This is a genomic window from Streptomyces sp. NPDC001219 (genome assembly GCF_053597915.1).
Genome location: NZ_JBSFJF010000017.1, coordinates 107342 through 131499, shown reverse-complemented (window position 1 = coordinate 131499; position 24158 = coordinate 107342). Strand labels below are relative to the sequence as shown.

The following is a 24158-nucleotide window of genomic DNA, read 5'->3' as shown; positions in this document are numbered from 1 at the left end:
GCGGACGGGGACCGGCAGGGGCTCCTTATCGGGCGGGGCGGGGGCCACCCGTCGCCCGTGGGCGACGAGGCGGGCGGCGGCGGTCGGCGCGGTCGCCGTGCTCCTCGGCCAGCTCCTCGGCGGGCACCCCGCCGTGGCGCGGGCCGGTGCCCTGCCGGGATCGGCGTTCCCCCTCGTCCTCGACGTGGACCTGACGCCGAATCCCGTGTGCAGCGGCGCCGTGCACGGCCGGGTGCAGATCTACGACCCCGCCGCGGCGAAGTCCGGGGCCACCGTGGAGTGGCGGGTCCGGGCCGGTGAGAAGCGCCTGGCCGGCGGGCGGCTCGCCATGACGGCCGGCGTGGGCACCGCGACGTTCCGTCTCCCCCACGACCGGGTGCCCGCCACCGAGACCGCCGTGCGGATCGACGCCCGTATCGCCGCCGCTCCCGGGCACCCGGCAGCCGGCCACTACGGCAAGGTCTGGCGCGACACGCTGCGCCGGGGGTGCGACCCGGTGCGGGTGGCGTCCGTCGGCGACTCCGTGGTCTGGGGGCAGGGCCTGGACCACGATCAGAAGTTCCCCTATCTGACGGGTCAGCTGCTCGGGCGGGAGACCGGCCGGGGATCTCAGCACCGGGACTACGCGATCTCCGGCGCGGTACTCGACGCGCCCGGCCTGCCCGCGGGCAACAAGGACGCGGCCTGTCTGCGCACGACGGAGAAGCAGGACCCGGACGGCGACGGGGAGATGGAGTTCGGCGAGGTCACCCAGCAAATGCCCGACGTGTTCTGCCAGTTGGAGAAGGCGGGCGCGGAGGCACGGGCGGGCGGCTACGGTCTCGACCTGGTCGTCATCAACGGATGCATCAACGACCTCGACCCCTTCTTCGGCATCGGCGTCGGCCTCACCCCCGGCTCGGAGGACCTGCCCAAGGCGGTGAAGCGGGAGTGCTCCGGCATCGGCGCGGCGGCCGAGAACCCGGCCAAGGACGTGCCCTACTTCAGCGGCGCGAAGGTCGGGTACGGCGGACGCGGGATGCGGGCGGCGATCGAGAGGGCCCATGCCCTGCCGGGGCGGCCGAAGGTGCTCGTGGCCGACTTCTACTACGCGCTGAGCCGCAGCAGTTCGCCGATCCCGGTGAAGAACTGCTCGACCCCGGGCGTCACCGCGGGGCGGCGGGCCTCCTGCCGGGCCGCTCTCGGAAAGGTGGCCGAGCGCTACGAGCAGTACACCCAGCTGGCCGGGGCCGCCTACCGTCAGGCGGCGGCCGCGGCCAACAAGGCGTCCCAGGACGGCCCGTACGCGACCGCGGCCGACGGCCTGTTCACCGTGGACAACGCCGTCCTCACCCCGCACTCCAAGGTCTGGGGCAACCCGGTGACCGACCCGGCCTTCCCGCTGCGCACCCGGGCCTGCCCCGAGCTCAGCGCCACTCCGCTGCAGTGCCTGAGCGCGGCCGTCGCCCACCCCGACATCGCGGGCGCCCGCCAGTACGCCGACTCCTTCCTCCTCAACCCGAGCCTGCGCAGCTGGTTCCACCTTCCCCACCAGGGCCCCCGGGCACGGCTCAAGGCCCCGGAGCACGCCCGCACCGGCGATGAGGTCCCCCTGTCGGTCACGGTGAACGGCCAGCCCCCCGCCGCCGGATACCGCTACCACTGGTACTTCGGCGACGGCACCGAGCAGGAGACGAAGCAGGCGTCCGTCACCCACGCCTACGACCACAGGGGCCCCTGGCTGCCACGCCTTGTGATCACCGACCGGGACGGCAGAAAGGTCCTCGTCGAGGCCCCCAGGGATCTCACCGTCAAGTGACGGACCGACGGCTGAGGCCTCTGGGCTGAAGGCTCTGTGCGAAGGGGCGGCTCGCAGATGCGGGCCGCCCCTCTGCGCCGTACGCCCCATGCACCCCCACCCCTCACTCCTCTTGTCCTCCCGCGCCCCTGCCCTCTTCGCCCCCTGCCCTGGCGCCGGCGGACAGAGCACGATGAGGTGAGCTTCGCCGAACCGCCGGACGAGGACCGCGTGCCCGGCACCGCCCAAGGGTGGCCCGGTCGGTTCGGACCGGCGCACGCGGACAGGAGGAGTGCGGGCATGGAGTTGGAACTTCGGCACCTGAGGGTGCTGTGCGCGATCGCCGACGCCGGGAGTGTGGGCCGGGCCGCCGCGGACCTGGGGTACTCGCAGCCCGCGATGAGCACCCAACTCCAGCGCATCGAGCAGTACTTCGGCCATCCGCTGTTCGAGCGGACCACCGCGGGTGTGGAGCTGACGCGGTACGGCACGGAGGTCCTGGCCCAGGCCCGTGACGTGCTGGCCCGCGCGGCGGTGATCGGGCGCCGGCCGGCCGCGGACGGTGCGCGGGCCCGCCGCCCCCTCCGCCTGGCCGCGACCAACTCCCCGGTCCTGGCCGGCCTGCTCGTCCGGCTCCGCAGCCGGCGGCCCGACCTCGCGCTCACGGTGAGCAGTGTGTATCCGTCCTCGGAGATCGTCGAGCTCCTGGAGCACGGCGAGGTGGACGCCGCGATAGCCGCTGACTACCCGGGACGGGAACTGCGCCACTCGGCGACCGTGGCGCACCGCGGGATCGTCACCGAGCCGTCCTTCGTCGCCCTGCCCGCCGGACACCGGCTCCGGCACTGCCCGGAGGTGACGCTCGCCGACCTGGCCGACGATGCCTGGTTCCTGACCCCGGACGACGGGGCCGGCTGGCCGGGCGTGTTCTACGCGGCCTGCCGGGCGGCCGGTTTCACCCCGTCGGCGGTGCACGAGTTCCTGGGCGATCAGCAGCAGTTACAGAACATGATCGCCGAAGGCATCGGCATCTCCGTCGTACAGGCCACGCTCCGGCCGATCGCCGACGTCCTCGTCAAGCCCCTGGCCGGCACGCCCCTGTGGTGCCGCTATGTGCTGGCCTGGCGGCGTGAGAGCGTCGCCGACGAGATAGCGGACACGCTCTTCGGCGCCGCCACCGCGTCCTACCGCGCCCTCATCGCCCAGTCGCCGCACTTCCGCACCTGGGCCTCCCGGACCTGGAGCGTGACCAAGCCGTAGAGCCTGGCTCAGCGCTCGCGCCTTATCGCCAACTGAGCTGCGGGGAACGGAAGTTAAGCCACCGGAACCGGCGCCGCCCGCCGCCCCGGTGTTATGACGCGGCCACCCCAGGTGCTATGTCACACCTTATTGTTCCGGTCGCCATGCGCTGAGAAGGTGCCACTCACGCCTCAGCTCGATCCCGAGGCGCATCTGTCCACGAAGGAGCATGGATGCGCTACCGCTTCCCCCTGCCCAGATGTGTGGCCGGCGGACTGGCCGCCTGCCTCGCCACGGCCGGCCTGCTGGCCACGCCGGCGCTGGCGGCACCTCGTTCGCCGGATGCCGCCCCGACCGTCACCACGTCCCGGACGGCGGCCTCTCCCCCCGTACGACCGACCGGCCCGACCGCCAGCACGAACGAGCGGCCCGCGCTCCAGCGCCGCCCGCTCTCCACCGCCCAACTCCCCCCGCTCGGCGCGAAGAATCCCCCCACTTCTTCGACCGGGACGGGACACCGCAAGGACACGAAGCAGGGTGCCGCCGCTGCCTGCAGCCCGTCCGACTTCGGCGGCCGGACCGGACCCGAGCTGGTCACCTTCGTCGAGGCCGCGACCACGGAATGCGTCAACACCCTGTTCAGCGTCACCGGCGAGGACGCCCACAGCGTCTTCCGCGAGGAACAGATGGTCACCGTGGCCGACGCCTTCAAGGCCGGGGCCCCGGCCTACCCGGGTGACAACACGGACCACATATGGCAGCTCGTGCTGTTCCTGCGCGCCGGCTACTACGTGCAGTCCAACCACCCGGACGACGTCGGCAGCTACGGCCCGGCCCTGGCGGCGGCCACCGAAGGCGGCCTCGATGCCTTCTTCGCGACCCCGCACTCCAAGGACGTCACGGCGGGGAACGGCGATGTCCTGGGCGAGGTCATCATCCTCTCCGACAGCGCCAACGCGCAGGCCCGCTACCTGGACACCTACCAGCAGGTGCTCGGCGGCTACAACAGCAGCTACGACGGCATCCCCAGCATGCTGGCCGCCGTCAACGACGTCTACACCCCGCTCTGGCGCGGCAACTGGAACCCCGACTACGTCAAGGCGGTCACGGCCGACCCGAGCATCATCGACACCCTCCACACCTTCGCGCTCGACCACCTGGACATGCTGGGCACCGACCGCTCCTACCTCGACTCCAACGCCGGGATGAACGTCGCCCGGTACGTCGAGCACCCGGGTCTCCAGGAGAAGGTCCGGCCCCTCATGAAGGGCCTGCTGGACGCCTCGAAGATCACCGGCCCGACCGCACCCCTGTGGGTCACCGTGGCGTCCCAGGCCGACGCCTACGACCAGGCCCACTGCTCCTACCTCGGCGTCTGCGACCTCGCCGGCCAGCTGACCAAGGCGGCCCTGCCGATCACCCACTCCTGCGACGCGACCCACACCGTCAAGGCGCAGTCACTCACACCCGAGGAGCTCGACGCGACCTGCGCCAGCGTCCTGAGCCAGGGCGCGTACGTCCAGAACCTGGTGAAGAACGACGGCCCGATCCCCGGCCAGTACGAGTCGACCGTCCAGCTCGTCGCGTTCGGCAGTCGCGGCGACTACCAGACCTACGCCGGTGCCCTCTTCGGCATCGACACCAACAACGGCGGCATCACCATGATCGGGGACCCGACGAAACCCGACAACGAGCCGCTGTCCGTCATGTACCAGCGGAGCGACGACAACGGATTCCCGGCCCGCATCTGGAACCTCAACCACGAGTACACCCACTACCTCGACGCCCGCGACGACATGAAGGGCGACTTCGGCCAGCAGACCTCCGTCCCGGACATCTGGTGGATCGAGGGCCTCGGCGAGTACGTCTCGTACAGCTACCGCAGGATCACCAACGACGAGGCGGTCAGCGAGGCCGGCAAGCACACCTACAAGCTGAGCACGCTGTTCGAGAGCACCTACGACAACAGCGACGTGACCCGCACCTACCCCTGGGGCTATCTCGCGGTCCGCTACATGGTCGAGAAGCACCCCGACGACATCGCCGCCATGCTCGGCCACTTCCGCACCGGCGACTACGCCGCCGGCTACGCCGTCTACCACTCCACCATCGGCACCCGCTACGACGCCGACTTCGACACCTGGCTCACCGACTGCGCCCAGGGCGCCTGCACCGCCCAGCCGAACCGCACCCCGTCGGCCCCTCAGTCCCCGGCCTGACCGTCCCTTTCGGCGATACCCCGGCCCCGGCGCCACGTGGCGGCGGGGCCGGGGCGTTCTCCGGTAGTAGGTTGCGGCGGGAGACTCAACTCCCCCTGAAGGGCGCCGATATGAGCATGTTGAAGACGGTCGAGGTCCCGCGGCCCCTGGCCGCTTCGTATGCCAGGAACTTCGGCGAGGAGGGGATGGCCTGGATCGCGGGGCTGTCTGCTCTCGCCGCGGAATCCCTGGAGCGCTGGGAGCTGGAACGGGACGGCGCGGCCGGAGCGGGGGAAGCCTCGCTGGTGCTGCCGGTGCTGCGGAAGGACGGCAGGCGCGCGGTCCTCAAACTCCAGATGCCCAGGGAGGAGACCCTCGCCGCGCTCATCGGGCTGCGCACCTGGGACGGTGCGGGGATGGTGCGGCTGCTCGACCACGATCCCGAGAGCAGCACCATGCTCCTGGAACGGCTGGACGGTGCCCGCACGCTGGCCTCGATCGAGGACGACGACATGGCGATGGGCATCCTCGCCGGGCTTCAGGCGCGGCTGGTCCGGGTCCCCGCGCCGCCGGGGCTGCGGAGCCTCGGCGAGATCGCCACCGAGATGCTGGAGCGGGTTCCGCGGGCGGTCACGGCGCTGGCCGACCCGGCCGACCGGCAACGCCTGCGGGGCTGGGCGTCGGCGGTGGCCGAGCTGGTCGGCGAACCCGGCGACCGGATGCTGCACTGGGATCTGCACTACGACAACGTTCTCGCCGCGGAGCGCGAGCCATGGCTCGCCATCGATCCCGAACCGCTGTCCGGCGACCCCGGCTTCGACCTGTGGCCCGCCCTGGACAGCCGCTGGGAGGAGGTCGTCGCGAAGGGCGACACACTGCGCGTGGTGCGGCGCCGCTTCGACCTGCTCACTGCGGCCCTCGGTCTGGACCGGGCGCGGGCGACCGGCTGGACGCTGGGGCGGCTGCTGCAGAACGAGCTGTGGGACATCGAGGGCGGCGCGACCGCGCTGGCCCCGTCCTCCGTCGCCCTCGCGGAGTCGCTGCCGCACCGTTAGCGCTGCCCCGCGATGGCGCGACGACGGGGCCGGGTTGCAGCACTGCCGTGAGGGCCCGCCCCGGGGAGGGGCGGGCCCGTGCGCCACTGCTACTCGTGGAGCTTGTCCCGGATCGCCGTCAGCGCGGCCGACACGTGCTCCTCGGTGTGCGTCTTGTCGAGGCCGAGCCCGCTGAGCACGCCCTCGCCGTTCTCCTGCTCCAGCAGCGCCAGCAGCAGGTGCTCCGTACCGACGTAGTTGTGGCCCAGTCGCAGCGCCTCGCGGAAGGTGAGCTCAAGCGCCTTCTTCGCCTGGGCGTCGAAGGGCACGAGGGCGGGCAGGGGCTCGCTGGAGGGCTCCGGCAGCGCCGCGGTCGCGGCCGCTTCGACCGTCTCCAGCCGTATGCCCTGGGCGACGAGCACCCGTGCGGCCAGCGATTCCGGGTCGTCGAGCAGGCCGAGCACGAGATGCCCCGCGCCGATCTGCGCGTGGCCGCCTTCGCGGGCCTTGTTCTGGGACGCGACGACGACGCTCCTGGCCCGGGGGGTGAACCTGCCGAAGTCCTGGCTCATGCCGGGCTCCGACTCGTCCTTCGTCACGAACCGCTTCTGGGCGGCCTGTCGTGTGACGCCCATGGACTTGCCGATCTCGGTCCATGAGGCACCGGAGCGGCGGGCCTGGTCGACGAAGTGACCGATGAGATGGTCGGCCACGTCGCCGAGATGGTCAGCGGCGACGACAGCGCTCTGGAGCTGGTCGAGAGCGTCGCCGTGCACCTTCTTGATCGCCTCGATGAGGTCGTCGAGGCGGACGGGATTGTTCACCTGAGTCGATTCCACCATGAGGCAACCCTAGGTTGACAGTCGACCACGTGTCAACCCTTGGTTGACACGTGTGGGAGTTCCGTGGGCCCGGGGACTCAGGGGCGCAGCCGCGCCGGATCGGTTCGGTGCAGGGCCGCTGTCACCTCCAGTTGCCAGCCGGTCTCGTACGCCTCGGTGAAGTGCGCGTCGCCGAGCGCGGCCCGGCTGCGGCTGCTCAGGGTGCGGATCTGCGGATCGGTGCGGTCGTGGGCGCCGCGCAGGCGGGCCGCCGCGCCGAGCAGGACGGCGACCTCGCGGTGCCGCCCGTGCAGCGCGGCGAGGCCGGCCACGGTCACCGCCACCGTCGCCACGATCGGCATGTCCCTGCTGTCGACGGCCGCCGCGTACGCCCGGCCCAGCGCCTCCACGGCGCCCGGCCCGTCGCCGAGTTCGAGGCAGAGCGCGCCCCGTACCGTGCCGAGCAGTGCCTGCCCCTGGTCGCCACCGAACACGCCCGGCCCGTACAGTCCGGCCTCCAGCGACTCGAACAGCTCGCGCGCCCGGACCAGTTCGCCGGTGCGCACCCGCAGGGCGGCCTCCCGCGCGTCGAGCAGGACGGCCATCTCGGGCGACGCCGAGCGCAGTACGCGCTCCCGGGCCACGGCGATCGTCTCGGCCGCCCGCGCGGTCTCATCGAGCCGCACCTGCAGATCGATCCGGCGCAGGTCGACGAAGATCTCGTCGCTGAGGCTGAGCGATCCGAACGCGCGGGCCAGCCGTCTGGCCTCGTTCAGGTCGGCCAGTGCGCCGTCGAGATCGCCGTCGTACTGCCGCACCAGCGCGTTCAGGGGCAGCGCCTTGGCCAGGCCCCAGCGGTCGCCCACGCGGGCGAAGCACTCCAGCGCGGCGCGCACATCGCTGCGGACCTGGTCGAAATGGCCGTCGTTCTCGGCGAACTGGGCGCGGAACAGCCGGGCCATCCCGGCCAGCCACACATCGGGCCCGTCGACCAGCCGCTGGAGGACGGCCGGCGACACCTCGGTCTCCGTCAGGGAGGCCAGCCCGACCGCGGTCAGCACGCCACAGCGGCCCGGCAGCTCCGGATGGCTCAGCAGCCGGCCGGCGAGCGCCCGCAGTTCCCCGTGCCGCTCCGTGACCCAGTCCTTGGCCGGCGCGCCCCGGGTGGCGACGGTGTTGAGCGCCAGCAGCCCCTCGGCGATGTCGCGTTGCAGGCCCGGCCCCGTGACCGGCAGCGCGACCGTCTCACCGAGCCAGTAGGCCGCGTCGGGGTGCCGGCCGAGCATCTGCCAGTACCAGGTCAGGTCCACGGCGAGTGCGCTCGCGCCGGCGGTGTCGCGGGTGTCGCAGAGGTGGCGCAGCGCGGCGAGCGCGTTGTCGTACTCGGCGTGCAGCACGTGGAGGGCGTCGAGCTGCCCGGGGCCGCGCAGCAGCGGGTCGTGGCGGGCGACCAGTCCGGCGGAGTAGCGGGCGGCCAGGTCCCGCACGCCGGTCAGGGTGCCCTGCTCGGCCAGGCGCTCCAGGCCGTACTCGCGGAGGGTCTCCAGCATCCGGTACCGGCCGGTGTCCGGCGCGAGCTGCAGCAACGACCGGTCGACCAGGTCCGCGAGCAGCTCCGGGATCTCGTCGGCGGCCACCGCGGTGCCGGCACAGACCGCGGTGGCCGAGTCCGGTGTGACGCCGCCGGGCAGGACCGCGATGCGCTCCGCGACCGTACGGGCGTCCGCGCCGAGCAGGTCCCAGCTCCACGCGATGACCGCGCGCAGTGTGCGGTGCCGGGGGAGGGCGGTCCGGCTGCCGGTGGTCAGCAGGCGGAACCGGTCGGACAGTCCGGCGGCCAGGCCGGCCAGCGAGAGCGTGCGCAGGCGGGCCGCGGCCAGTTCGAGGGCGAGCGGCATGCCGTCCAGGCCGCGGACGACGCGCAGCACCTCGCCGAGGTTGTGCTCGTCGACGTCGAACCCGGGACGTACGGCCGCCGCCCGCTCGGTGAACAGGCGCACCGACGCCGTGCGGCGGGCCTGCCCGGCCTCCTCGTGCGGCTCGGGCAGGGCGAGCGGGCCGAGCGGGACCAGCGCCTCGCCGTCGACCGCCAGTGGCTCGCGGCTCGTGGCCAGCACCCGCAGCGTGGCGCAGCGGGCCAGCAGCGCCGCGATCAGGTGCGCCACCGCGTCGACCAGATGCTCGCAGTTGTCCACCACGAGCAGACTTTCGCGGCCGTCCAACTGGTCGGCCAGCACGTCGAGTTCGCCGACCGGGTCGCCGCGCAGCGCGGCCGGGGCCTCGAAGAGCGCCGCGCCGCGCAGCCCGATCGCGGCCAGCAGTGCCGCGCCGACCTTGGCGGGCTCGGTGACCGAGGCGAGGTCGATCATCCAGACGCCGTCGCGGTACGCGTACCGGTGGCGGCGGGCGGCCTCGACCGCCAGGCGCGTCTTGCCGGCGCCGCCGGGGCCGAGCACCGTCACCAGCCGCCCGGAGGCGAGCAGCCCGTCGATCCGGGCGAGGTCGTCGTCGCGGCCGAGGAAACTGGTCAGCGGTGCGGGCAGGTTGCTCCGCCGGACCGGCGCGGAGTCGGGGGCGGGCCGCTCGGCGCGCAACAGGCGCAGGTGGCGTTCGCTCAGGGCGGCGCCCGGGCCGGTGCCGAGGTCGTCGGCCAGGCGCTCACGGGTCCGCTCGTACAGGGCGAGGGCCTCGGCCTGCCGCCCCTGGGCTTCGAGCGCGTCCATGAGGAGCGCGGCGGCGCGCTCGTGGACGGGGTACTCGGCGAGCAGTGCGGCCAGACGGGCGGCGGCCGCGTCGGCGTGGCCCCGCGCCAGCTCGGCCTCGGCGAGGTCGGCGACGGCCTCGGTCGAGGCGTGCGCCAGCCGGGTCGCGACGGCGGGTGCCACCGCGGCGACGACGGTGGGCCCGGCGCCGGGACGGTCGCCCCAGAGCGCCACGGCCTCGCCGAGCACGGCCGCCGCGGCATGGGGGTCACCGGCGCGGAGGCGGTCCCGGCCCGCGGCGGCGAGCTGCTCGAACCGCAGCGCGTCCACGTCGGCCGCGTCCACGGCCAGCCGGTAGCCGCCGGCGTGCTGCGCGACGTCGCCGGCCGAGCCGAGGGTCCGGCGCAGCCGCGAGACGAGGGCCTGCAGGGCGTGGGCCGGGCCGGCCGGCGGGTCCTCGGCCCAGATCGCGTCGATGAGGCCGCCCGTCGCGACCGGGTGCCCGCCGGCGAGGGCGAGCCGGGCGACCAGAGCCCGCAACCGGGCTCCCGGTACGGGCAGTTCGGCACCACCGCGGGACAGCTGGAAGGCGCCGAGCAGCCTGACCCGAAGCCGCGCACCCCCGGCACCCCCGTCCATGCTCCGATCCTCGCACGCGCGCGGTCGGGCCCTCACCGCAGGGCGGTGCCCGTGTGCCCTCGTGTCAGCGCCGTGTGCGCGCCGTGTGAGGGGCCCGCAGCACTCTGGGCGTGCCGCACAACAACCGCCCTCGGAAAGGGACTTCTCATGCATGACGTGGTGATCGTGGGCGCCGGCCCGGTCGGTCTGTTCCTCGCCTGTGAACTCGGCCTCGCGGGCTGCTCCGTCCTGGTGCTCGAACGGGAGCCGGAGCCCGGCTCCCCGTGGCGGGCGGACCCGCTCGGGATGCGGAGCCTGTCCGCCGCGTCGGTCGAGGCGTTCCACCGCCGCGGGATGCTGCACCCCCTGCTGGCGGCGTCGGGCCTCCACGACGCTCCCGGCCCGGACCCCGACGCGGACGAGCCGTCACCTCCCCGTGGCGTGGGCCACTTCGCCGGCATGGTGCTCGATCCGGCGAAGGTGGACCTCGCCGCCCTGCCGTACCGGCTCCCCGGCCCGGCGGTGGACGGTGTGCTGACACACCTCGCAGCGGTCGAGGCGGTGCTGTCCGAGCGGGCTTCCCGGCTCGGCGTGGAGATCAGGCGCGGCGTCACGGTCACCGCCCTCGCGCAGGACGACGAGGGCGTGGTCGCACAGGCCGGCGAGCACACGTACCCGGCGCGCTGGCTGGTCGGCTGTGATGGCGGACGCAGCACGGTGCGCGGGCTCGCCGGCTTCGAGTTCGTCGGCACCGAGCCGCTGTTCACCGGCTATGTCATGCTCGCCACTGTCGCCGATCCCGACGTGCTGCGCCCCGGGATCAACCTGACGCCGACGGGCCTGTACCTCCGGATGCCCGCCGAGGGTCACCTCGGCGTCATGGACTTCGACGGCGGCGCGTTCGACCGTTCACAGCAGCCGACTCGCGCCCACCTCCAGGCGGTGCTGCGCCGGGTGTCCGGCACCGCTGTGACGCTCAACGACGTCTCTCTCGCCTCGAGTTTCACCGACCGGGCGATGCAGACGACGGCCTACCGGCTCGGGCGCGTCCTGCTCGCGGGCGACGCCGCGCACATCCACTCCCCCGTCGGCGGACAGGGACTCAACCTCGGCATCAGCGACGCCATGAACCTCGGCTGGAAGCTCGCGGCGACCGTGCACGGCCACGCGCCGGACGGGCTTCTCGACACCTACACCCACGAGCGGCATCCGGTCGGCGCTTCGGTGCTCGACTGGACGCGCGCCCAGGCGGCGGTGATGCGGCCGGACCCCCATGGCCAGGCGATCCAAGCAGTGCTGCGCGACCTGCTCGGGACCCGTGACGGAACGACCCACGTCTTCGCGAAGGTGTCGGGATCGTCGATCCGCTACGACCTCGGCGGCAACGATCCGCTGACCGGCCGCAGCGCCCCGGACCTCCGTCTTGAGGACGGCACTCGCCTCGGCGAGCTGCTGCGGGACGGACGAGGTGTCACGCTCGATTTCAGCTCCGACCACCGCCTGCGCGATGCGGCGAAGGACCGGCGGAGCCGCCTGCGTTACGCGGCCGGGGCGGCGAGGAACGACCTCGGACTGGGTGCCGTGCTCATCCGGCCGGACGGCGTCGTCGCCTGGGCGGCCGGGCACGACGTCGACCCGAAGGCGTTCGAGCAGGCCGCCGACCAGTGGTTCGGCACCCCGCGATCCTGAAACCACCGCCCCGTCGCCTCCTCACCCCTCTTCGGCTCACCCCACCTTTCAAGGAGCACTTATGACGATCACCCTCCGCCCGGGAACCACCGTGATGTTCACCGGCGATTCGATCACCGACAGCCGGCGGCTGGAGAGCGAGGACGGCCTCGGGTTCGGCTACCCGCTGCGCATCGCGGGCGAGTGGGGCCTCCGGCACCCGGACCGGCCCGTGACCTGGCTGAACTCCGCGATCGCGGGCCACAAGGTGAGCGACCTCGAACCCCGGTGGCAGCGGGACGTGCTCGACGCGCGCCCGGACGTGGTGTCGATCCTCGTCGGCGTCAACGACATGGGCTGGCACACCCTGGACCCGAAAGGGCGTGTGATCCCCGTGGCGGAGTTCACCGCGGGTTATGACCGCCTGCTCGCGCCCCTCGCCGAGGCGGGCACGGAGCTGATCCTCATCGAGCCGTTCCTGCTGCCGATCCACGGCGTCGTCGAGGCCGGTGCCGCGCTCGTCGGAGAGGCAGAACGCAAGGAATGGCGCACCGACCTCAACCCGAAGATCCAGGCCGTCCGGGAACTCGCCGACAAGTACGGTGCCCATCTGCTGCCCGCCGACCGCATGTTCACCGAACTCGCCACGACGACCGGGCCGGAACACTGGGCCGAGGACGGCGTACACCCGACACCGGCCGGCCACGCCGCCCTCGCGGCGGCCTGGCTGCGCCTGGTCGCCTGACCCTGTCCCCAGCGAGAACTCCACGCGACTCCACGGGTGTTGCGGTACCCGCTGCCGGGAGGTGCTCGGCTCAGTCCCACCAGAGCACGAGAAGGAGCTGTCGTCGGGACGCCTCACGGTAGAACTCACGAAGGGCCTGGAAGTGCTCCAGCAGATACTTCCGCAAGCCTCCGGCGATCCCGTCCGCTCCGTCGCCGACCAGGGCGGCGGCCTCGGTTTCATCGGTCGGCAGGGTGGCCAGGACGGCTCGCAGGTCGATCCGCGCGAGCAGTTCCGAGACATGAGCCACTTCGGCTGGGGACAGGGCCGTGGGTGAGGGGCCGAAGGGGCCGATGGCATACGGAGGTGCGGCGAGGAAGCCGACGTCGACCGATGTGTCGCCCTCGGTGGCCCGCCGGAGACCATGCAGCAGGACGTCATCGAGACCTGCCAGCTCACCGACCCGTTCGAGCAGGGCAGGTGCCCAGTCCAGGTCCAGCACATCCTCGGCCGGCGGGTTCCAGTGGAACTCTCCGTCCGGTGATGCGCCGGCCTCCTGTCGACAGGCGACGAGATACTCCGCCGGGACGCGGGCGAGCTGCTGAGTGACGGCCATGGCGGCAGTATCCCGACGCCGTCCAGCGGTTTTTCACTCCACTCGGTCTTGCGGGTGTGGTTCTGCCTGTGTCGGGTGGCGGTTCCGTTGCCCATTCCGTAGGCGGCGTGGCCCCCGAGGCCGGGTCAGCCGTCGGCCGGTGTCGTCGCCGTGCCGTCCCCCGCACTCACAGGTCGGTGTCAGGAGAGCCGGGGCGGAGGAGATAGCCGGAGAACCAGCCCGGGAAGGAGCGGCGGAGGGAGCTGGGGCCGGTGAGGGTGACCAGCTCGGCGCGCAGCAGGCGGTCCCAGGTGGTTTCCCCGAGCCAGTACCGCGTCAGGGCCTCGAGGTCCGCTTCGATCCGCAGGGCGACCGGGAATCCGCCGTCCTCGGTGCAGAGCGTCACCTCGGGGCGGCGCGCGAGGAGGTAGTACGGCTTCGGGTGGGCGGCGAAGCGGAGTTCGACCAGGGTCGGTTCCTGGGGAAGGTGTTCGGGCACCACCCGTCGGCGGATGTCCCAGACCAGCACATCCGGGTCCAGATGCTCGGGGCGGAGCCCACGGCGGTCGAAGTGCATCGCCCAGCTTCCGAGTTCGCGCAGCACCGGAGCGAGCTGGGCACCGGCCTCGGTGAGGGTGTAGCCGTCGCTCCCGCGGACAACGACGCCGGCGCGTTCCAGCTCCTTCAGCCGCGTCGACAACATGGTCTTCGAGATGCGCGGGATGCCGCGCTGGATGTCGTTGAAGCGCCGTTCGCCCAGCAGCAACTCGCGCACGATGAGCAGCGCCCAGCGCTCACCGAGGGCCTCCAGCGCGCGAGCCACCGCGCAGAACTGTCCGAATCCCGTCATACCCGCAGGGTAGCGGTACGGAATCCGTACTTGCCCCGTCGCCAGACGGATCTAGGGTCCCCTACATGACCAGCGAAAACACTGAAAGCGGCATCGATTTCCTGCGTTCGATCATCGAGGGCCGCAGGCCCCAGGCACCCCTCTCGAAGACACTGGGCTTTGAGATCGTCGGCGTCGAGCCGGGCCGGGCGGTCTTCGAGGGCCGGGCCGGCGAATACCTGTGCAACCCGATGGGGACCGTGCACGGCGGCTTCCTGACCACCTTGCTGGACTCCGCCATGGGTTCGGCCGTGATGAGCGAACTGCCCGCGGGCAAGGCGTACACCACGGCACAGCTCAACGTGAACCTTCTGCGCCCGGTCGTCCCGGACACCGGTACCCTCCGCGCCACCGGGCATACCCTCCACGTCGGCCGCACACTGGCCACCGCCGAGGCGCAGCTCATCGGCGTCGAGGACGGAAAGCTCTACGCCCACTCCACCACCACCTGCGCCCTGTTCCCCACCCGCTGACCGGGCGCCCGCGCCTGCCGTGCTCACGACGTCCTGTGCCTCTGCGCTTCGGTGTGCCGTCCCCGCAGGTGCAGGCCGTAGGTGTACGAAGGGAGTCCAGCACCGAGCACCTCAAGCGGCTGACCGACAACGGCATCCAGCCCCACTTCATGCTCGCCAACCTGCCGCAGCTGGAGACCGTCGAGCGGCTGATCCGCGCCGGCGTCTACACCGGCCCGGTCAACCTCAACCACGTCGCCATCGGCGGCGGTGCCTCGGCCGTCCACCCGGCCCCCACACCGGCCGACACCCTCGTCTGACTCCGTCCCACACGGCAGGGCCGCTTCCGCACTTCCCCGGGGGCGGCCCGGCGCCTGACTTCGGATGTCTGGGGGCGGGATGCTCCACCACCGGGAAATCCCCGCGTTGGCCGAGGAGATACGAGCTGAGGAACGGCGTGGTCCCCGCCGCTATGACCCCGTGGCCCTTGTGGCCCTCGTCCTCGCGCCGCCGCTCGGCGACGAACTCGTCGACGAGCTGTCTGAGCCACGGTCCGACATGAGCAGGCACGGGGTAGGTCAACGAGTCAGCGAGTACGCGCCGGGGCGAAAGGGATTCCCGAAGTCATGCCGCGGCGGCCCACCATGAGGGACTCTCCGAGGAAACTCACACCGATGGAGAGCTGGAGGGGACGTGCGTTCGCGTGCATGCCCATCTTCACCGCCAGGACATGGAACCCGGCCGTCACCGCCAGGGCGCCGATCAAGGCGAGGAAGGTGCGGCCGGTGTATCGCTGCCACAGGACGCCTCCCCTGTCGATGAGCTGAACGGTGGCGCCGCGGAGCGCACCGAGTGCCACACCGAGGACGGCGCCCGTGCTGACCCAGGTGAGGTCGGTGCCGGTCAGATCCGTCTTCTTGATGAGGGACAGGACGCCGATCCCGGTCAGGATCGCCGGGGCCACGAAGAGGTCCTTCGCGTTGACCGGTTCACCGATCATCCGTTTGATCACGACCGCGATCACGACCGCCGCGATGATCGCAGCGAGCAGCCAGGGGTTCACACGGGTACCACCCATCTTTATAGCGCGCTTGAGCTAAAAAGAATGGTAGCCCGGTCGTGCTATAAAGGCAACGTGCCAAAGATCGTCGATCCCGTGGCCCGCCGCAGGGCAGTGGCGCAGGCCGTCCTGGCCGTCGCCGCCCGGCATGGGCTGGAGCATGCGTCGCTGCGCAACGTCGCCGATGAAGCCGGACTCGCCGTCGGCTCGGTCCGCCATTACTTCGCCGACCACGACGAGTTGATGACCTTCGCGATGAGGGAGCTGAGCCGGCGCATCGGAGACCGCATCCGCAACCACGCCGAACGGCTCCTGACTCCCGACGGCAGCACCGACCGCCGGGCCGCAACAGAGGAACTCCTGGCCGAGTTGCTCCCCCTGGACGAGACCCGCCGCCAGGAGTCCGCACTCTGGCTCGCCTTCACCGCCGCAACACTCACCCGCCCCGAACTGCGGCCCTGCGCCGCCGAAATGCAGGCCGACCTGCACACCTTGATGTCGCGCGTACTGCACGAAGCCCGGTGCGCCGGCGGGCTGCCCGGCGGCCTGGACATCGAACTGGAAAGCACGCGGCTGGCCGCCCTCCTCGACGGACTCAATCTCCAGGCAACGCTGCTGCCGGACCGCTATCCGCCCAAGCTGCTGCGGCAGGTACTACGACGACACCTGGACACCCTCAGAGCCGACAGCTGACCTCCGACCGGCACTTGCTCGCAGTTCGCCACCCGGCCGGTGCGGAAGAAAACGGCCCGCAGTCTCCACATCGACATCGACTGTTGACCGGCACAGGGCAGCATCGCGGTGCGATGTCGCCGGCGCGCCAGCCCTTCACTCTCCTCACTGAGGGCGGGCAACTACCTCAGCACGCTCAACGTCACCCCCGCGCCTCCGAGTCGCTCGGCATGAGGGCTGAGCCCCCGCCGGCCGGTCGCCTTCGCGCGACGGCCTGACCCACCGGACACCCCCTAAGCCGCGCCGGGCCCCTCGGCGAAGTGCGGCAGAACCATCTCGACCAGCGCGGTGACGTCGGCATCGACCATCGGTTCGCCGGTCATGCCCATCCGGTGGAGCAGGACGCCGACCACGACGTCGATGAAGAACAGGACGCGGCTCTCCGGCTCGCCCAGCGCCTCCTGGAGCGCGAGCCGATACGGCTCCTGCAGCCGCGCGGAAAGGATCTCGCGCAGGGCAGGGTCGCTGACGGCGTCACTGAACACACCGGCGAACGCGTCACCCACCCCGGGCTCGCCGACCTTCGCCGCGATCCAGCGGATCGTTGAGGACATGACCTCGGAGCGGCTGTCGCCCTCCAGCGGCGCCGGGCCGAACGCGTCCAGGAGGCAGTCCACGATCAGCGCGCCCTTTGACGGCCAGCGCCGATAGACCGTCGACTTCGCCACGCCGGCCGCGGCAGCGATGCGCTCGACGGTGGCGCGCGCATAACCGAGTTCGTCAACGGTGCTCAGTGTCGCGGCGAAGACCTCGGCGTCGACGCCGGCGCGCGGGCGACCGGGGGGCCTGCCGGATGTGATCGATGCCATACCCGCACGGTACCTCATTTCGCTACCTTGGGTTTCGATACCTGAGGTCGCGTAACTCGGAACAGGGAGAAGAACATGAGCGAGGCCACTGCCATGGAACGGCCGCCGGAGCCGGACTGGTTGGCGATGACGAACGAGGAACTGGTCGCCTACCGCGAAGCGGAGAACCGCTTCCGGGCCTCCAGCGAGGCGCGGGCAATCACCGGAGAGCCCGATCCCGGTGCCACGATCGCCTGGCAGGAGGTGGCGTTACCCGGCCGTGAGCTTCCGGTCCGGGTGTACCGGCCGGCCTCCGGGCGCGACGGCGAAGGCGCGTGCCGGAGGGGCCTGCCACTCGTGCTCCACGTGCACGGAGGGGGGTTCGTGGGCACGGCGGTGCAATGCGACTGGACAAACAGCCACCTCGCCGCCCAACTGCCCGCGCTCGTCGTCTCGGTGGAGCACCGCCTCCTCGCACCGGACAGTCCCCTGTCGGCTGCCGTCGACGATGGCTGGGACACTCTGCGGCACGTGGTTCGGCATGCCGCGCAGTGGGGCATCGACCCGGCACGGACCGCCGTCTTCGGCGAGAGCTGTGGCGCGTTGATCAGCGCCCTGGCAGCGATCCGGGCCAAGGAGACCGGCCTGCACCTCCAAGCCCAGGTGCTGGTCAACCCTGTTGTCGACGTCACCGGGACGATGCTCGACCACGCCTCGGTCACCGAGCACGCCCACACCCCGACACTCGCCGTGCCGCAACTGCAACTGGCCCAGCGGTTCGCTGTTCCCCCGGGAACCGACCCTCGCGCACTCTCGCCGCTGCATGCAGACCATCTGAACGGGCTGGCCCCAGCGTTCGTGGTGGCACCGACCCACGACCCGCTGGCGGATCACGGCCGCCGCTACGCGGAACAACTGCGAGCGGCTGGGACACCCACGCGGCTCAGCGAATACCCCGGAGCGGGACACGCCTTCCTCAGCCTGCCGGGCGTGGTGAAGCAAGCCAGGGCCGCACGGGCGGAGATCCTCGAATTCCTCCGAACCTCGCTCACCACGTGACGGAGAGGAGAGCTCTCTGAGGTAAGCAGACCGCGACGCCCCCGGCCGGCACCGACTCGACGTCACAGAACCGGCCAACACAGGTGGCGATCACCCCGCACCATGACGGTCGCGGAGCTGTCCTCGCGCTACGAGGGCGTGCAGGTGTGCGCCGACAATCAGGAGGTGGTGGACCGTTCGGTCACCAACCCCGACGGTACCCACGTCGGCGAGATCTCCAGCCCGCGGATGGACGTCGAAGAGCAATGACGTCGGCGACCCGCCTCGCGCAGCAGATGCGAGGAGTCCTGCCACTGGCGCGGTGCGGGCGGCGGAGGCCGCGGCGGCGTCCGCGCCGCCGGGAACACCGGCTACGGCAGGGGCCGTTCAGCACTGCGCCCCGGCCCCCAGGGTGCCGGGGCGCTCTCCCGAGAAGCGCTTCGGTGCGCGGCCGTGGGCAGTAGTCGGTGCCGGCTGCCCACGGCCGCGCCGACGCCTCAGCGGACGTGCACCGTCACCACGTCAGAGGCGTGCAAGCGCACGGGCTTCTGGTCGTGCGGGCTGGTCAGGCCGTACAGCACCGCGCGGAACTTCAGATCGCCGCGGCGTGCGGACGTGCCGTGTGCCGTGACCTTCGCGTCGCCCTTGACCGCGGCGCTGCACGTCTCCTGGTGCCACCCTTGCCCGAAGCCGTTCTCCTCCAGGCACAGCTGATGCAGGAAGCCGGCGCTGTCATCGCCGCCGTGCGCCTTGACCGTGATGGTCTTGCCGACCTGCGCCGTGCGCGGCGCCGTGATCTCCACGCCGCCCTTGGCGAACGCCGGCCCGGTGGCCAGCGCCACCGAGGCCAGACCCAGCGCCCCGATCGCCGCCACACGGCCGCCCCGCGCCCTGAACCCGGTCTTCTTCGTCCTGGTCATGGACTTCCCCTCCCGCGAGTCCCCCAACTTGGTAGGACCCGCCCCCTCACGAAGGCGCCCGGTGCGCCTCGCCGACTATCCAGATGAGCCCGCCGCCCCGCGCGTTGCACCTCGCCCAACGCCTTTACGAATTCATGACATAGGCTGCTAACCCAGCCTTGATCCCACCAACGGCCGCCAAATCGCTTCTTGGGAGAGGCAGTCCGCTGACCTGGACGCTCCGATGTCGCCACCAGCAGGAAGGGGGGCGTCGTGCGTCCATGCGCCCGTGATCACCCCGTACGCCTGGCACCAGCCCCTGAGGCACTTCGAGCCGAGTTGATGCTGAGGCAGCGTCAAGTCATCGGCCCCTGACCGCAATCCGGGCCATGAGGACTACAACGTCCCCGCGCTGTGGCACGGGCCCGGCCGGAAAATGCCCACGCCCCCTTTGGGCTCGTGGTCCCCCGGCAATCCCACCGGTGACTGCGTGACCTCCGCCCGCCCCGGCGACTACGTCAACGTGCGGCAGGCAACGACGCAACGTCCGCGGCGCCGGCCCCCTCGGCCGAGCCCCGTCACCGCGGTTGGTCCTGGTGCCAAGTCGGGCCTCAACGCCGCGCGTGGCGGATCTTCAGCCGTCCGAAGCCCACGGTTCCGGAGACCCGTATCCTCGGCCCGCCGGGGCGGGCGCGTCGCTGGGGCTTGTAGAGCAAGTCCTTCCACCCGGTGTGCAGCTCCTCGACGTCGACGATCGCGTCGCGAGGCACTGTGATCCTGGCTTTGCCGGTGCCGAGTTGAAGCTCGATGTCGACTGCCGGATGCTCGAAAACGGCCCGGGACAGATCGAGGTGCACCCTTCCGAACGCGGACGCGACCTTGAGCGTCCGCGGTACCCGCCATGCGCCGCGCCGCTGGATGCGTCCGCCGGCGGCGGCAATCGTGGACGTGGTGCCCGCGCTCTCCTCCGGCAGCGAGGCCAGGACCGACGCCAGCTCGCCGGGTGTCCTGGCCGTGAGCACCTGGTTGAGGCCTTCGTCCATCTCCTCGTGCGAGATGTGCCCCGCGGCGTACGCCTCCTGCAGGCGCTGCACGGCCGTGTCGCGAGCGTCTTCGCTCAACCACGACGGCGGGTCTTCCGGCAGAGAGGTCACCGCCTCACTCTAGTGCCGTGCCGACGATGCGAACATCCCAAGTTACGCAGCAGGCAACGTAATTGAGGGCGATCGGAGCTCTAGAGCAGCTTGCTCCAGAACGATGTCCACCACCGGGTGAGGATCAACAGTGCGATCACGCCGTACCAGATCATCGGCACGACCCAGTGGAACTCCAGCACCGTACGGCGCAGCCCCTCGGGGGCCGGGACGATGCCGTGCTTGAGGTTGTGCACGGCGGTGTACCAGAACATCAGGACGGTGACGCACCAGGTCAGCATGCACCACAGGCACAGCGCGCTGATGACGTACAGGGACTGGGCCATCAGCCACATGCAGAAGACGGCGGCGAGCCCGGTGCCGATGTTCAGCCCGATCCAGTACCAGCGGCGGAAGCGGGCACCTGCCAGCAGGGCCACACCGCTCGCGACGACCGCACCGAAGCCGACCAGACCGGCCATCGGGTTCGGGAAGCCGAAGACCTCCGCCTGCTTGCTCTCCATGACGTTGGTGCAGGAGAAAATCAGGTTGAACGTGCAGGCCGGCTTGGCGTTCGGGTTTATCAGCAGCTCGATCTTGTCCAGGGTGATGACCCAGGACGCGAGCAGACCCAGCGCGCCGGTGATCACCAGGAGCAGCGCGAAACCGCGCCCCGAGCCGATGGTGCCCGCGCCCCTCGCGCGGTCGTCGCCGGTGGACACGTCGTCAAGCGCTGTCGTCGTCATATCGCCGTTCCGTCGATCCCTAGGGAGGTGGATCTGAGCGAGCGGACCCACGCCGCGGTCGCGGCACCGCCGCTCATTCTGCCCCAACTCACCACGAAACAGGGTGTGATGAGCACGAGGAAGCAGCGGCCGAACACAGCGCTCTCTCGGCACTCTCTCAGTGCTCTCTCGGCCTGGGAGCAGGTCGACGTCCACTCCCAGTGCCCTACGAATCCCGTGCCATGACGAACTCCCGTGCCATGGCGAGCTCCCGTACGCGGGCCGCCGCCGCTCGCGCCGGTCCGCCCTCACGGCACCAGTCGCCGCTCCTTCGCGACCGCCACGGCGCCCGCGCGGGTGTCCACACCGAGCTTGTCGTAGATGCGGCGCAGGTGGGTCTTGACCGTGGCCTCGCTGATGTGGAGGGCGCGGGCGATGTCCCGGTTGCCGATGCCGTGGGCGAGCTGGGCCAGGATGTCGCGTTCGCGGTCGGTGAGGGTGGGCCGCGGCCGGCGCAGGTTGGCCATGACGCGGCTGGCGACCGGCGGGGACAGGGCGGTACGTCCCTCGGCGGCGGCGTGGATCGCGGCGAACAGTTCGTCGGGGCGCTCGGCTTTGAGCAGGTAGCCGGTGGCGCCCGCCTCGATGGCGCGGGTGATGTCGGCGTCGGTGTCGTAGGTGGTGAGGACCAGGACGTGGAGGGAGGTTCCGGGGACGGAGGTGAGGCGGCGGGTGGTCTCCACGCCGTCGATGCCCTCGCCCAGTTGCAGATCCATCAGCACCACGTCCGGGGTGAGTTTCGCGGCCAGCGCGAGCGCCTCCTCGCCGGTGCCGGCCTCCCCGACGACCTCGATGTCCGGGGCACTGTCGAGCAGGGCGAGCAGCCCGGCCCGTACGACGGCGTGATCGTCGCAGACCAGGATGCGTACGGGAGCGCGGTCAGGGGTCATCGGGGCACCTCCAGGGGGACCGCGGCGGACAGGACGGTGCCCTCGCCGGGCGTGGACTCGATGGTCAGGGTGCCACCGAGCGCGCGCAGCCGGGCCCGTATGGCGGGCAGCCCGTGTCCGCGTCCGCTGCCGGGGCGGTCGGGCAGCGCGGCGGGGTCGAAGCCGTGGCCGTCGTCGGCGACGTCCAGGACGACCTCGTCGTCGAGCAGCGTGAGGGTGAGGGTGGCACTGCCGGCGGCGGCATGCTCGCGGGCGTTGGCCAGGGCGCCCTGCGCGATACGCAGCAGGGCGGACTGGACGCGGTCGGGCAGCCCGGGGAGCCGACCGCCGTCGTCGACGTGGACGCGTACGACGAGGTGCGCCCCGGACTCCCGCGCGGCCAGGGCGCGCAGCGCCTGATCGAGGCCGCTGCCGCGGGCGAGGTCGGTGGGGGCCAGGTCGTGCACGAAGCGTCGGGCCTCGGTGAGGTTGTGCTCGGCGACGGACGCGGCGGTGCGTACGTGGGCGCGGGCCTTGTCCGGTTCGGTGTCCCACACCCGGTCCGCCGCCTGGAGCAGCATCCGCTGGCTGGACAGGCCCTGGGCGAGAGTGTCGTGGATCTCCATGGAGAGCCGCTGGCGCTCCGCGAGGGTGCCCTCGCGGCGTTCCGAGGCGGCGAGTTCGCGACGGGTGCGGATCAGGTCGTCGATCAGGACGCGCTGGCGGGCGGCCTGCCGCTCCATCTGCAGGAAGACGGCGGTGGCGAGGGCAGCGACGGCGGGCGGCGCGAGCACCAGGTTCGGGTCGAAGCGCCCGGCGAGCTGAACCTGCGCGGCGACGACCAGCGCCGTCAGGACCGCCACGAGCACGAGGGCAGCGCGGGGCGGCAGCGTGCGCAGGCCGGTGTAGAAGAGGGGCACCGCGCACCAGGCGAAGCTGGGCGCGAGCACGACCAGCACCATCCACACCACGACGACCAGCGCCAGCCAGGCCGAACGCCGCCGGGTGGGTCGCGTGCCCGTGTCGCCCATCCCGGGCCCCAGCAGGTGCAGTACGGCGAGCACGACGCACAGCCCGATGATCCATGGGGTGCGCGGCTCGCCTGGATGGCGCAGCAGGAATCGCGCGAGCGCTCCGCCGAGCAGCAGGAAGAACGCCGCGTGCATCACGGCGCCGAGCCACCGGGTGTCCACGGCGCTCGGTTCGTACGGCCGGTTCCGCATCCGGAGACTGTCTCCCTCACGCTTGCGTCAATGGGCCCCGCGACCGCCGAGCGGCGCCGAGCTGGGCAAACACCTCCATTGTCACCGGGCGCGGGGCCGGCCCGGTCAACCGATCGGATGACCCCGGTGTCATCCGTTCCGCAGCGCCGGGGCAGCCGGAACGCCGACCCTCCGGGCCCGGCACCGGACCGAGAGTGGAGAACGGACGAAGCAGAGGCGGCAACCGCGCCGCCGCCCACCCACCCACCCACCCACCTGAGGAGTCGACCGCCCCATGAACGCCATGCAGCACCCCGTGCGCAAGAAGTTCTCCCGCCGTGCCCGCGTCGCCACCGGCGGTGCCGTGCTCACCGCCGTCGCCCTTTCGGGCTTCGGAGCGGTGTCCGCGAACGCCTCCGCACCCGCCACGAAGTCCGCCACCGCCACCCCGGCCACCGCCCCGGCCCGGGCCACCACCACCTCCACCCATCTCACGATCGACGCCGCCACCAAGGCCGCGCAGGCCGCACTCCACGCCGCCGAGAAGGAGAACCAGCGGGTCACGGTCGCCGTCGTCGACCGCAACGGCAACACGCTCGTCACCCTCCGCGGCGACGGCGCCGGCCCACAGTCCTACGAGTCCGCCGAGCGCAAGGCCTTCACCGCAGCCGCCTGGAACGCCCCCACCTCACAGCTCACCGAGCGCCTGCAGCAGGCTCCCAACCTGAAGGACATCCCCGGCACCCTGTTCCTGGCGGGCGCTGTCCCCGTCACCGCCGACAAGGCGCCGATCGCCGGCATCGGCGTCGCGGGCGCTCCGTCCGGGATGCTGGACGAGAAGTTCGCGCGGGCGGGAGCGGAGGCGGTGGGCCGCTAGCCGACCGGCCCATGTGTTCCGCGGTATCGGCCCAAGCGCTGGTAGCCGGCCGCTCCCC

General features: G+C 71.8%; 23 protein-coding genes. 12 read left to right on the top strand and 11 right to left on the bottom strand.

Annotated elements, in window-relative coordinates; genetic code table 11:
• Nucleotides 1–97: 97 nt before the first annotated feature.
• From ACWC9R_RS14145 to ACWC9R_RS14130, 4 genes are all read left to right on the top strand, one after another.
• The gene (locus ACWC9R_RS14145; protein ID WP_450731491.1) at nt 98–1798 is read left to right on the top strand and encodes a PKD domain-containing protein; all 1701 of its coding nucleotides are present in this window, start codon (nt 98–100) and stop codon (nt 1796–1798) included.
• Between the two features lie 279 nt (nt 1799–2077).
• Nucleotides 2078–3037: a LysR family transcriptional regulator gene (locus ACWC9R_RS14140; RefSeq protein ID WP_450731489.1), complete on the top strand. Its 960-nt coding sequence runs from the start codon at nt 2078–2080 to the stop codon at nt 3035–3037.
• 212 nt (nt 3038–3249) lie between these two features.
• Complete coding sequence (locus ACWC9R_RS14135; RefSeq protein WP_450731487.1) at nt 3250–5235, top strand: collagenase; 1986 nt, start codon at nt 3250–3252, stop codon at nt 5233–5235.
• Nucleotides 5236–5345: 110 nt separating this feature from the next.
• Complete coding sequence (locus ACWC9R_RS14130; RefSeq protein WP_450731485.1) at nt 5346–6269, top strand: aminoglycoside phosphotransferase family protein; 924 nt, start codon at nt 5346–5348, stop codon at nt 6267–6269.
• 89 nt (nt 6270–6358) lie between these two features.
• Here ACWC9R_RS14130 and ACWC9R_RS14125 read toward each other — a convergent pair whose 3' ends face one another.
• Nucleotides 6359–7090, bottom strand: a complete 732-nt coding sequence (locus tag ACWC9R_RS14125; RefSeq protein ID WP_450731483.1) for a Clp protease N-terminal domain-containing protein — start codon at nt 7088–7090, stop codon at nt 6359–6361.
• 77 nt (nt 7091–7167) lie between these two features.
• Complete coding sequence (locus tag ACWC9R_RS14120; RefSeq protein ID WP_450731481.1) at nt 7168–10410, bottom strand: BTAD domain-containing putative transcriptional regulator; 3243 nt, start codon at nt 10408–10410, stop codon at nt 7168–7170.
• A 147-nt stretch (nt 10411–10557) separates the two neighbouring features.
• On the opposite strand from ACWC9R_RS14120, the gene ACWC9R_RS14115 reads away from it, so the two are divergent.
• Complete coding sequence (locus ACWC9R_RS14115) at nt 10558–12078, top strand: FAD-dependent oxidoreductase (RefSeq protein ID WP_450731479.1); 1521 nt, start codon at nt 10558–10560, stop codon at nt 12076–12078.
• A gap of 61 nt (nt 12079–12139) precedes the next feature.
• Complete coding sequence (locus ACWC9R_RS14110; RefSeq protein ID WP_450731477.1) at nt 12140–12802, top strand: GDSL-type esterase/lipase family protein; 663 nt, start codon at nt 12140–12142, stop codon at nt 12800–12802.
• A 70-nt stretch (nt 12803–12872) separates the two neighbouring features.
• Here the strand turns inward: ACWC9R_RS14110 and ACWC9R_RS14105 are convergent, their stop codons facing one another.
• Together ACWC9R_RS14105 and ACWC9R_RS14100 are read right to left on the bottom strand one after the other, a co-directional pair.
• On the bottom strand, nt 12873–13397 hold the full coding sequence (locus ACWC9R_RS14105; protein ID WP_450731475.1) for a DUF1877 domain-containing protein: 525 nt from the start codon (nt 13395–13397) through the stop codon (nt 12873–12875).
• A gap of 166 nt (nt 13398–13563) precedes the next feature.
• Nucleotides 13564–14226, bottom strand: a complete 663-nt coding sequence (locus ACWC9R_RS14100) for a winged helix-turn-helix transcriptional regulator (RefSeq protein ID WP_450731473.1) — start codon at nt 14224–14226, stop codon at nt 13564–13566.
• 65 nt (nt 14227–14291) lie between these two features.
• On the opposite strand from ACWC9R_RS14100, the gene ACWC9R_RS14095 reads away from it, so the two are divergent.
• Complete coding sequence (locus tag ACWC9R_RS14095; RefSeq protein ID WP_450731471.1) at nt 14292–14738, top strand: PaaI family thioesterase; 447 nt, start codon at nt 14292–14294, stop codon at nt 14736–14738.
• A gap of 35 nt (nt 14739–14773) precedes the next feature.
• Nucleotides 14774–15037: a hypothetical protein gene (locus tag ACWC9R_RS14090; protein ID WP_450731469.1), complete on the top strand. Its 264-nt coding sequence runs from the start codon at nt 14774–14776 to the stop codon at nt 15035–15037.
• A 266-nt stretch (nt 15038–15303) separates the two neighbouring features.
• Here ACWC9R_RS14090 and ACWC9R_RS14085 read toward each other — a convergent pair whose 3' ends face one another.
• Nucleotides 15304–15795 carry a DUF1453 domain-containing protein gene (locus ACWC9R_RS14085; protein WP_450731467.1) on the bottom strand — a complete coding sequence of 164 codons (492 nt, stop codon included), beginning with the start codon at nt 15793–15795 and terminating at the stop codon, nt 15304–15306.
• A gap of 57 nt (nt 15796–15852) precedes the next feature.
• Here ACWC9R_RS14085 and ACWC9R_RS14080 point away from each other — a divergent pair, with 57 nt between their 5' ends.
• On the top strand, nt 15853–16470 hold the full coding sequence (locus ACWC9R_RS14080) for a TetR/AcrR family transcriptional regulator (protein WP_450731466.1): 618 nt from the start codon (nt 15853–15855) through the stop codon (nt 16468–16470).
• A gap of 272 nt (nt 16471–16742) precedes the next feature.
• On the opposite strand, the gene ACWC9R_RS14075 is transcribed toward ACWC9R_RS14080, so the two are convergent.
• Entirely contained in the window at nt 16743–17318 is a 576-nt protein-coding gene (locus ACWC9R_RS14075) for a TetR/AcrR family transcriptional regulator (RefSeq protein ID WP_450731465.1), read from the bottom strand.
• Nucleotides 17319–17393: 75 nt separating this feature from the next.
• Between ACWC9R_RS14075 and ACWC9R_RS14070 the strand changes: the two genes are divergently transcribed.
• Both ACWC9R_RS14070 and ACWC9R_RS14065 read left to right on the top strand, forming a co-directional pair.
• Nucleotides 17394–18356: an alpha/beta hydrolase gene (locus tag ACWC9R_RS14070; RefSeq protein WP_450731463.1), complete on the top strand. Its 963-nt coding sequence runs from the start codon at nt 17394–17396 to the stop codon at nt 18354–18356.
• A 102-nt stretch (nt 18357–18458) separates the two neighbouring features.
• Nucleotides 18459–18605, top strand: a complete 147-nt coding sequence (locus ACWC9R_RS14065; protein WP_450731461.1) for a hypothetical protein — start codon at nt 18459–18461, stop codon at nt 18603–18605.
• A gap of 227 nt (nt 18606–18832) precedes the next feature.
• On the opposite strand, the gene ACWC9R_RS14060 is transcribed toward ACWC9R_RS14065, so the two are convergent.
• From ACWC9R_RS14060 to ACWC9R_RS14040, 5 genes are all read right to left on the bottom strand, one after another.
• Nucleotides 18833–19255 (bottom strand): hypothetical protein, encoded by a 423-nt coding sequence (locus tag ACWC9R_RS14060; protein WP_450731459.1) that lies wholly within the window; start codon nt 19253–19255, stop codon nt 18833–18835.
• Nucleotides 19256–19845: 590 nt separating this feature from the next.
• Complete coding sequence (locus ACWC9R_RS14055) at nt 19846–20388, bottom strand: DUF1707 SHOCT-like domain-containing protein (protein ID WP_450731458.1); 543 nt, start codon at nt 20386–20388, stop codon at nt 19846–19848.
• Between the two features lie 80 nt (nt 20389–20468).
• On the bottom strand, nt 20469–21113 hold the full coding sequence (locus ACWC9R_RS14050) for a vitamin K epoxide reductase family protein (RefSeq protein ID WP_450731457.1): 645 nt from the start codon (nt 21111–21113) through the stop codon (nt 20469–20471).
• A gap of 287 nt (nt 21114–21400) precedes the next feature.
• A complete protein-coding gene (locus ACWC9R_RS14045) occupies nt 21401–22042 on the bottom strand; it encodes a response regulator (protein WP_450731455.1) in 642 nt (213 codons plus the stop codon).
• On the bottom strand, nt 22039–23244 hold the full coding sequence (locus ACWC9R_RS14040) for a sensor histidine kinase (protein WP_450731453.1): 1206 nt from the start codon (nt 23242–23244) through the stop codon (nt 22039–22041). The genes ACWC9R_RS14045 and ACWC9R_RS14040 overlap by 4 nt, the downstream gene beginning before the upstream one ends.
• 274 nt (nt 23245–23518) lie before the next feature.
• Between ACWC9R_RS14040 and ACWC9R_RS14035 the strand changes: the two genes are divergently transcribed.
• A complete protein-coding gene (locus ACWC9R_RS14035) occupies nt 23519–24100 on the top strand; it encodes a GlcG/HbpS family heme-binding protein (RefSeq protein WP_450731452.1) in 582 nt (193 codons plus the stop codon).
• The last annotated feature ends 58 nt before the right edge of the window (nt 24101–24158 follow it).

What these genes read in the sequence shown, in the direction of transcription:
- ACWC9R_RS14140 (WP_450731489.1), top strand. Translation starts at nt 2,078, where the DNA reads ATGGAGTTGGAACTTCGGCACCTGAGGGTGCTGTGCGCGATCGCCGAC.
- ACWC9R_RS14135 (WP_450731487.1), top strand. Translation starts at nt 3,250, where the DNA reads ATGCGCTACCGCTTCCCCCTGCCCAGATGTGTGGCCGGCGGACTGGCC.
- ACWC9R_RS14130 (WP_450731485.1), top strand. Translation starts at nt 5,346, where the DNA reads ATGAGCATGTTGAAGACGGTCGAGGTCCCGCGGCCCCTGGCCGCTTCG.
- ACWC9R_RS14125 (WP_450731483.1), bottom strand. Translation starts at nt 7,090, where the DNA reads ATGGTGGAATCGACTCAGGTGAACAATCCCGTCCGCCTCGACGACCTC.
- ACWC9R_RS14120 (WP_450731481.1), bottom strand. Translation starts at nt 10,410, where the DNA reads ATGGACGGGGGTGCCGGGGGTGCGCGGCTTCGGGTCAGGCTGCTCGGC.
- ACWC9R_RS14115 (WP_450731479.1), top strand. Translation starts at nt 10,558, where the DNA reads ATGCATGACGTGGTGATCGTGGGCGCCGGCCCGGTCGGTCTGTTCCTC.
- ACWC9R_RS14110 (WP_450731477.1), top strand. Translation starts at nt 12,140, where the DNA reads ATGACGATCACCCTCCGCCCGGGAACCACCGTGATGTTCACCGGCGAT.
- ACWC9R_RS14105 (WP_450731475.1), bottom strand. Translation starts at nt 13,397, where the DNA reads ATGGCCGTCACTCAGCAGCTCGCCCGCGTCCCGGCGGAGTATCTCGTC.
- ACWC9R_RS14100 (WP_450731473.1), bottom strand. Translation starts at nt 14,226, where the DNA reads ATGACGGGATTCGGACAGTTCTGCGCGGTGGCTCGCGCGCTGGAGGCC.
- ACWC9R_RS14095 (WP_450731471.1), top strand. Translation starts at nt 14,292, where the DNA reads ATGACCAGCGAAAACACTGAAAGCGGCATCGATTTCCTGCGTTCGATC.
- ACWC9R_RS14085 (WP_450731467.1), bottom strand. Translation starts at nt 15,795, where the DNA reads ATGGGTGGTACCCGTGTGAACCCCTGGCTGCTCGCTGCGATCATCGCG.
- ACWC9R_RS14075 (WP_450731465.1), bottom strand. Translation starts at nt 17,318, where the DNA reads ATGGCATCGATCACATCCGGCAGGCCCCCCGGTCGCCCGCGCGCCGGC.
- ACWC9R_RS14070 (WP_450731463.1), top strand. Translation starts at nt 17,394, where the DNA reads ATGAGCGAGGCCACTGCCATGGAACGGCCGCCGGAGCCGGACTGGTTG.
- ACWC9R_RS14065 (WP_450731461.1), top strand. Translation starts at nt 18,459, where the DNA reads ATGACGGTCGCGGAGCTGTCCTCGCGCTACGAGGGCGTGCAGGTGTGC.
- ACWC9R_RS14060 (WP_450731459.1), bottom strand. Translation starts at nt 19,255, where the DNA reads ATGACCAGGACGAAGAAGACCGGGTTCAGGGCGCGGGGCGGCCGTGTG.
- ACWC9R_RS14050 (WP_450731457.1), bottom strand. Translation starts at nt 21,113, where the DNA reads ATGACGACGACAGCGCTTGACGACGTGTCCACCGGCGACGACCGCGCG.
- ACWC9R_RS14045 (WP_450731455.1), bottom strand. Translation starts at nt 22,042, where the DNA reads ATGACCCCTGACCGCGCTCCCGTACGCATCCTGGTCTGCGACGATCAC.
- ACWC9R_RS14040 (WP_450731453.1), bottom strand. Translation starts at nt 23,244, where the DNA reads ATGCGGAACCGGCCGTACGAACCGAGCGCCGTGGACACCCGGTGGCTC.
- ACWC9R_RS14035 (WP_450731452.1), top strand. Translation starts at nt 23,519, where the DNA reads ATGAACGCCATGCAGCACCCCGTGCGCAAGAAGTTCTCCCGCCGTGCC.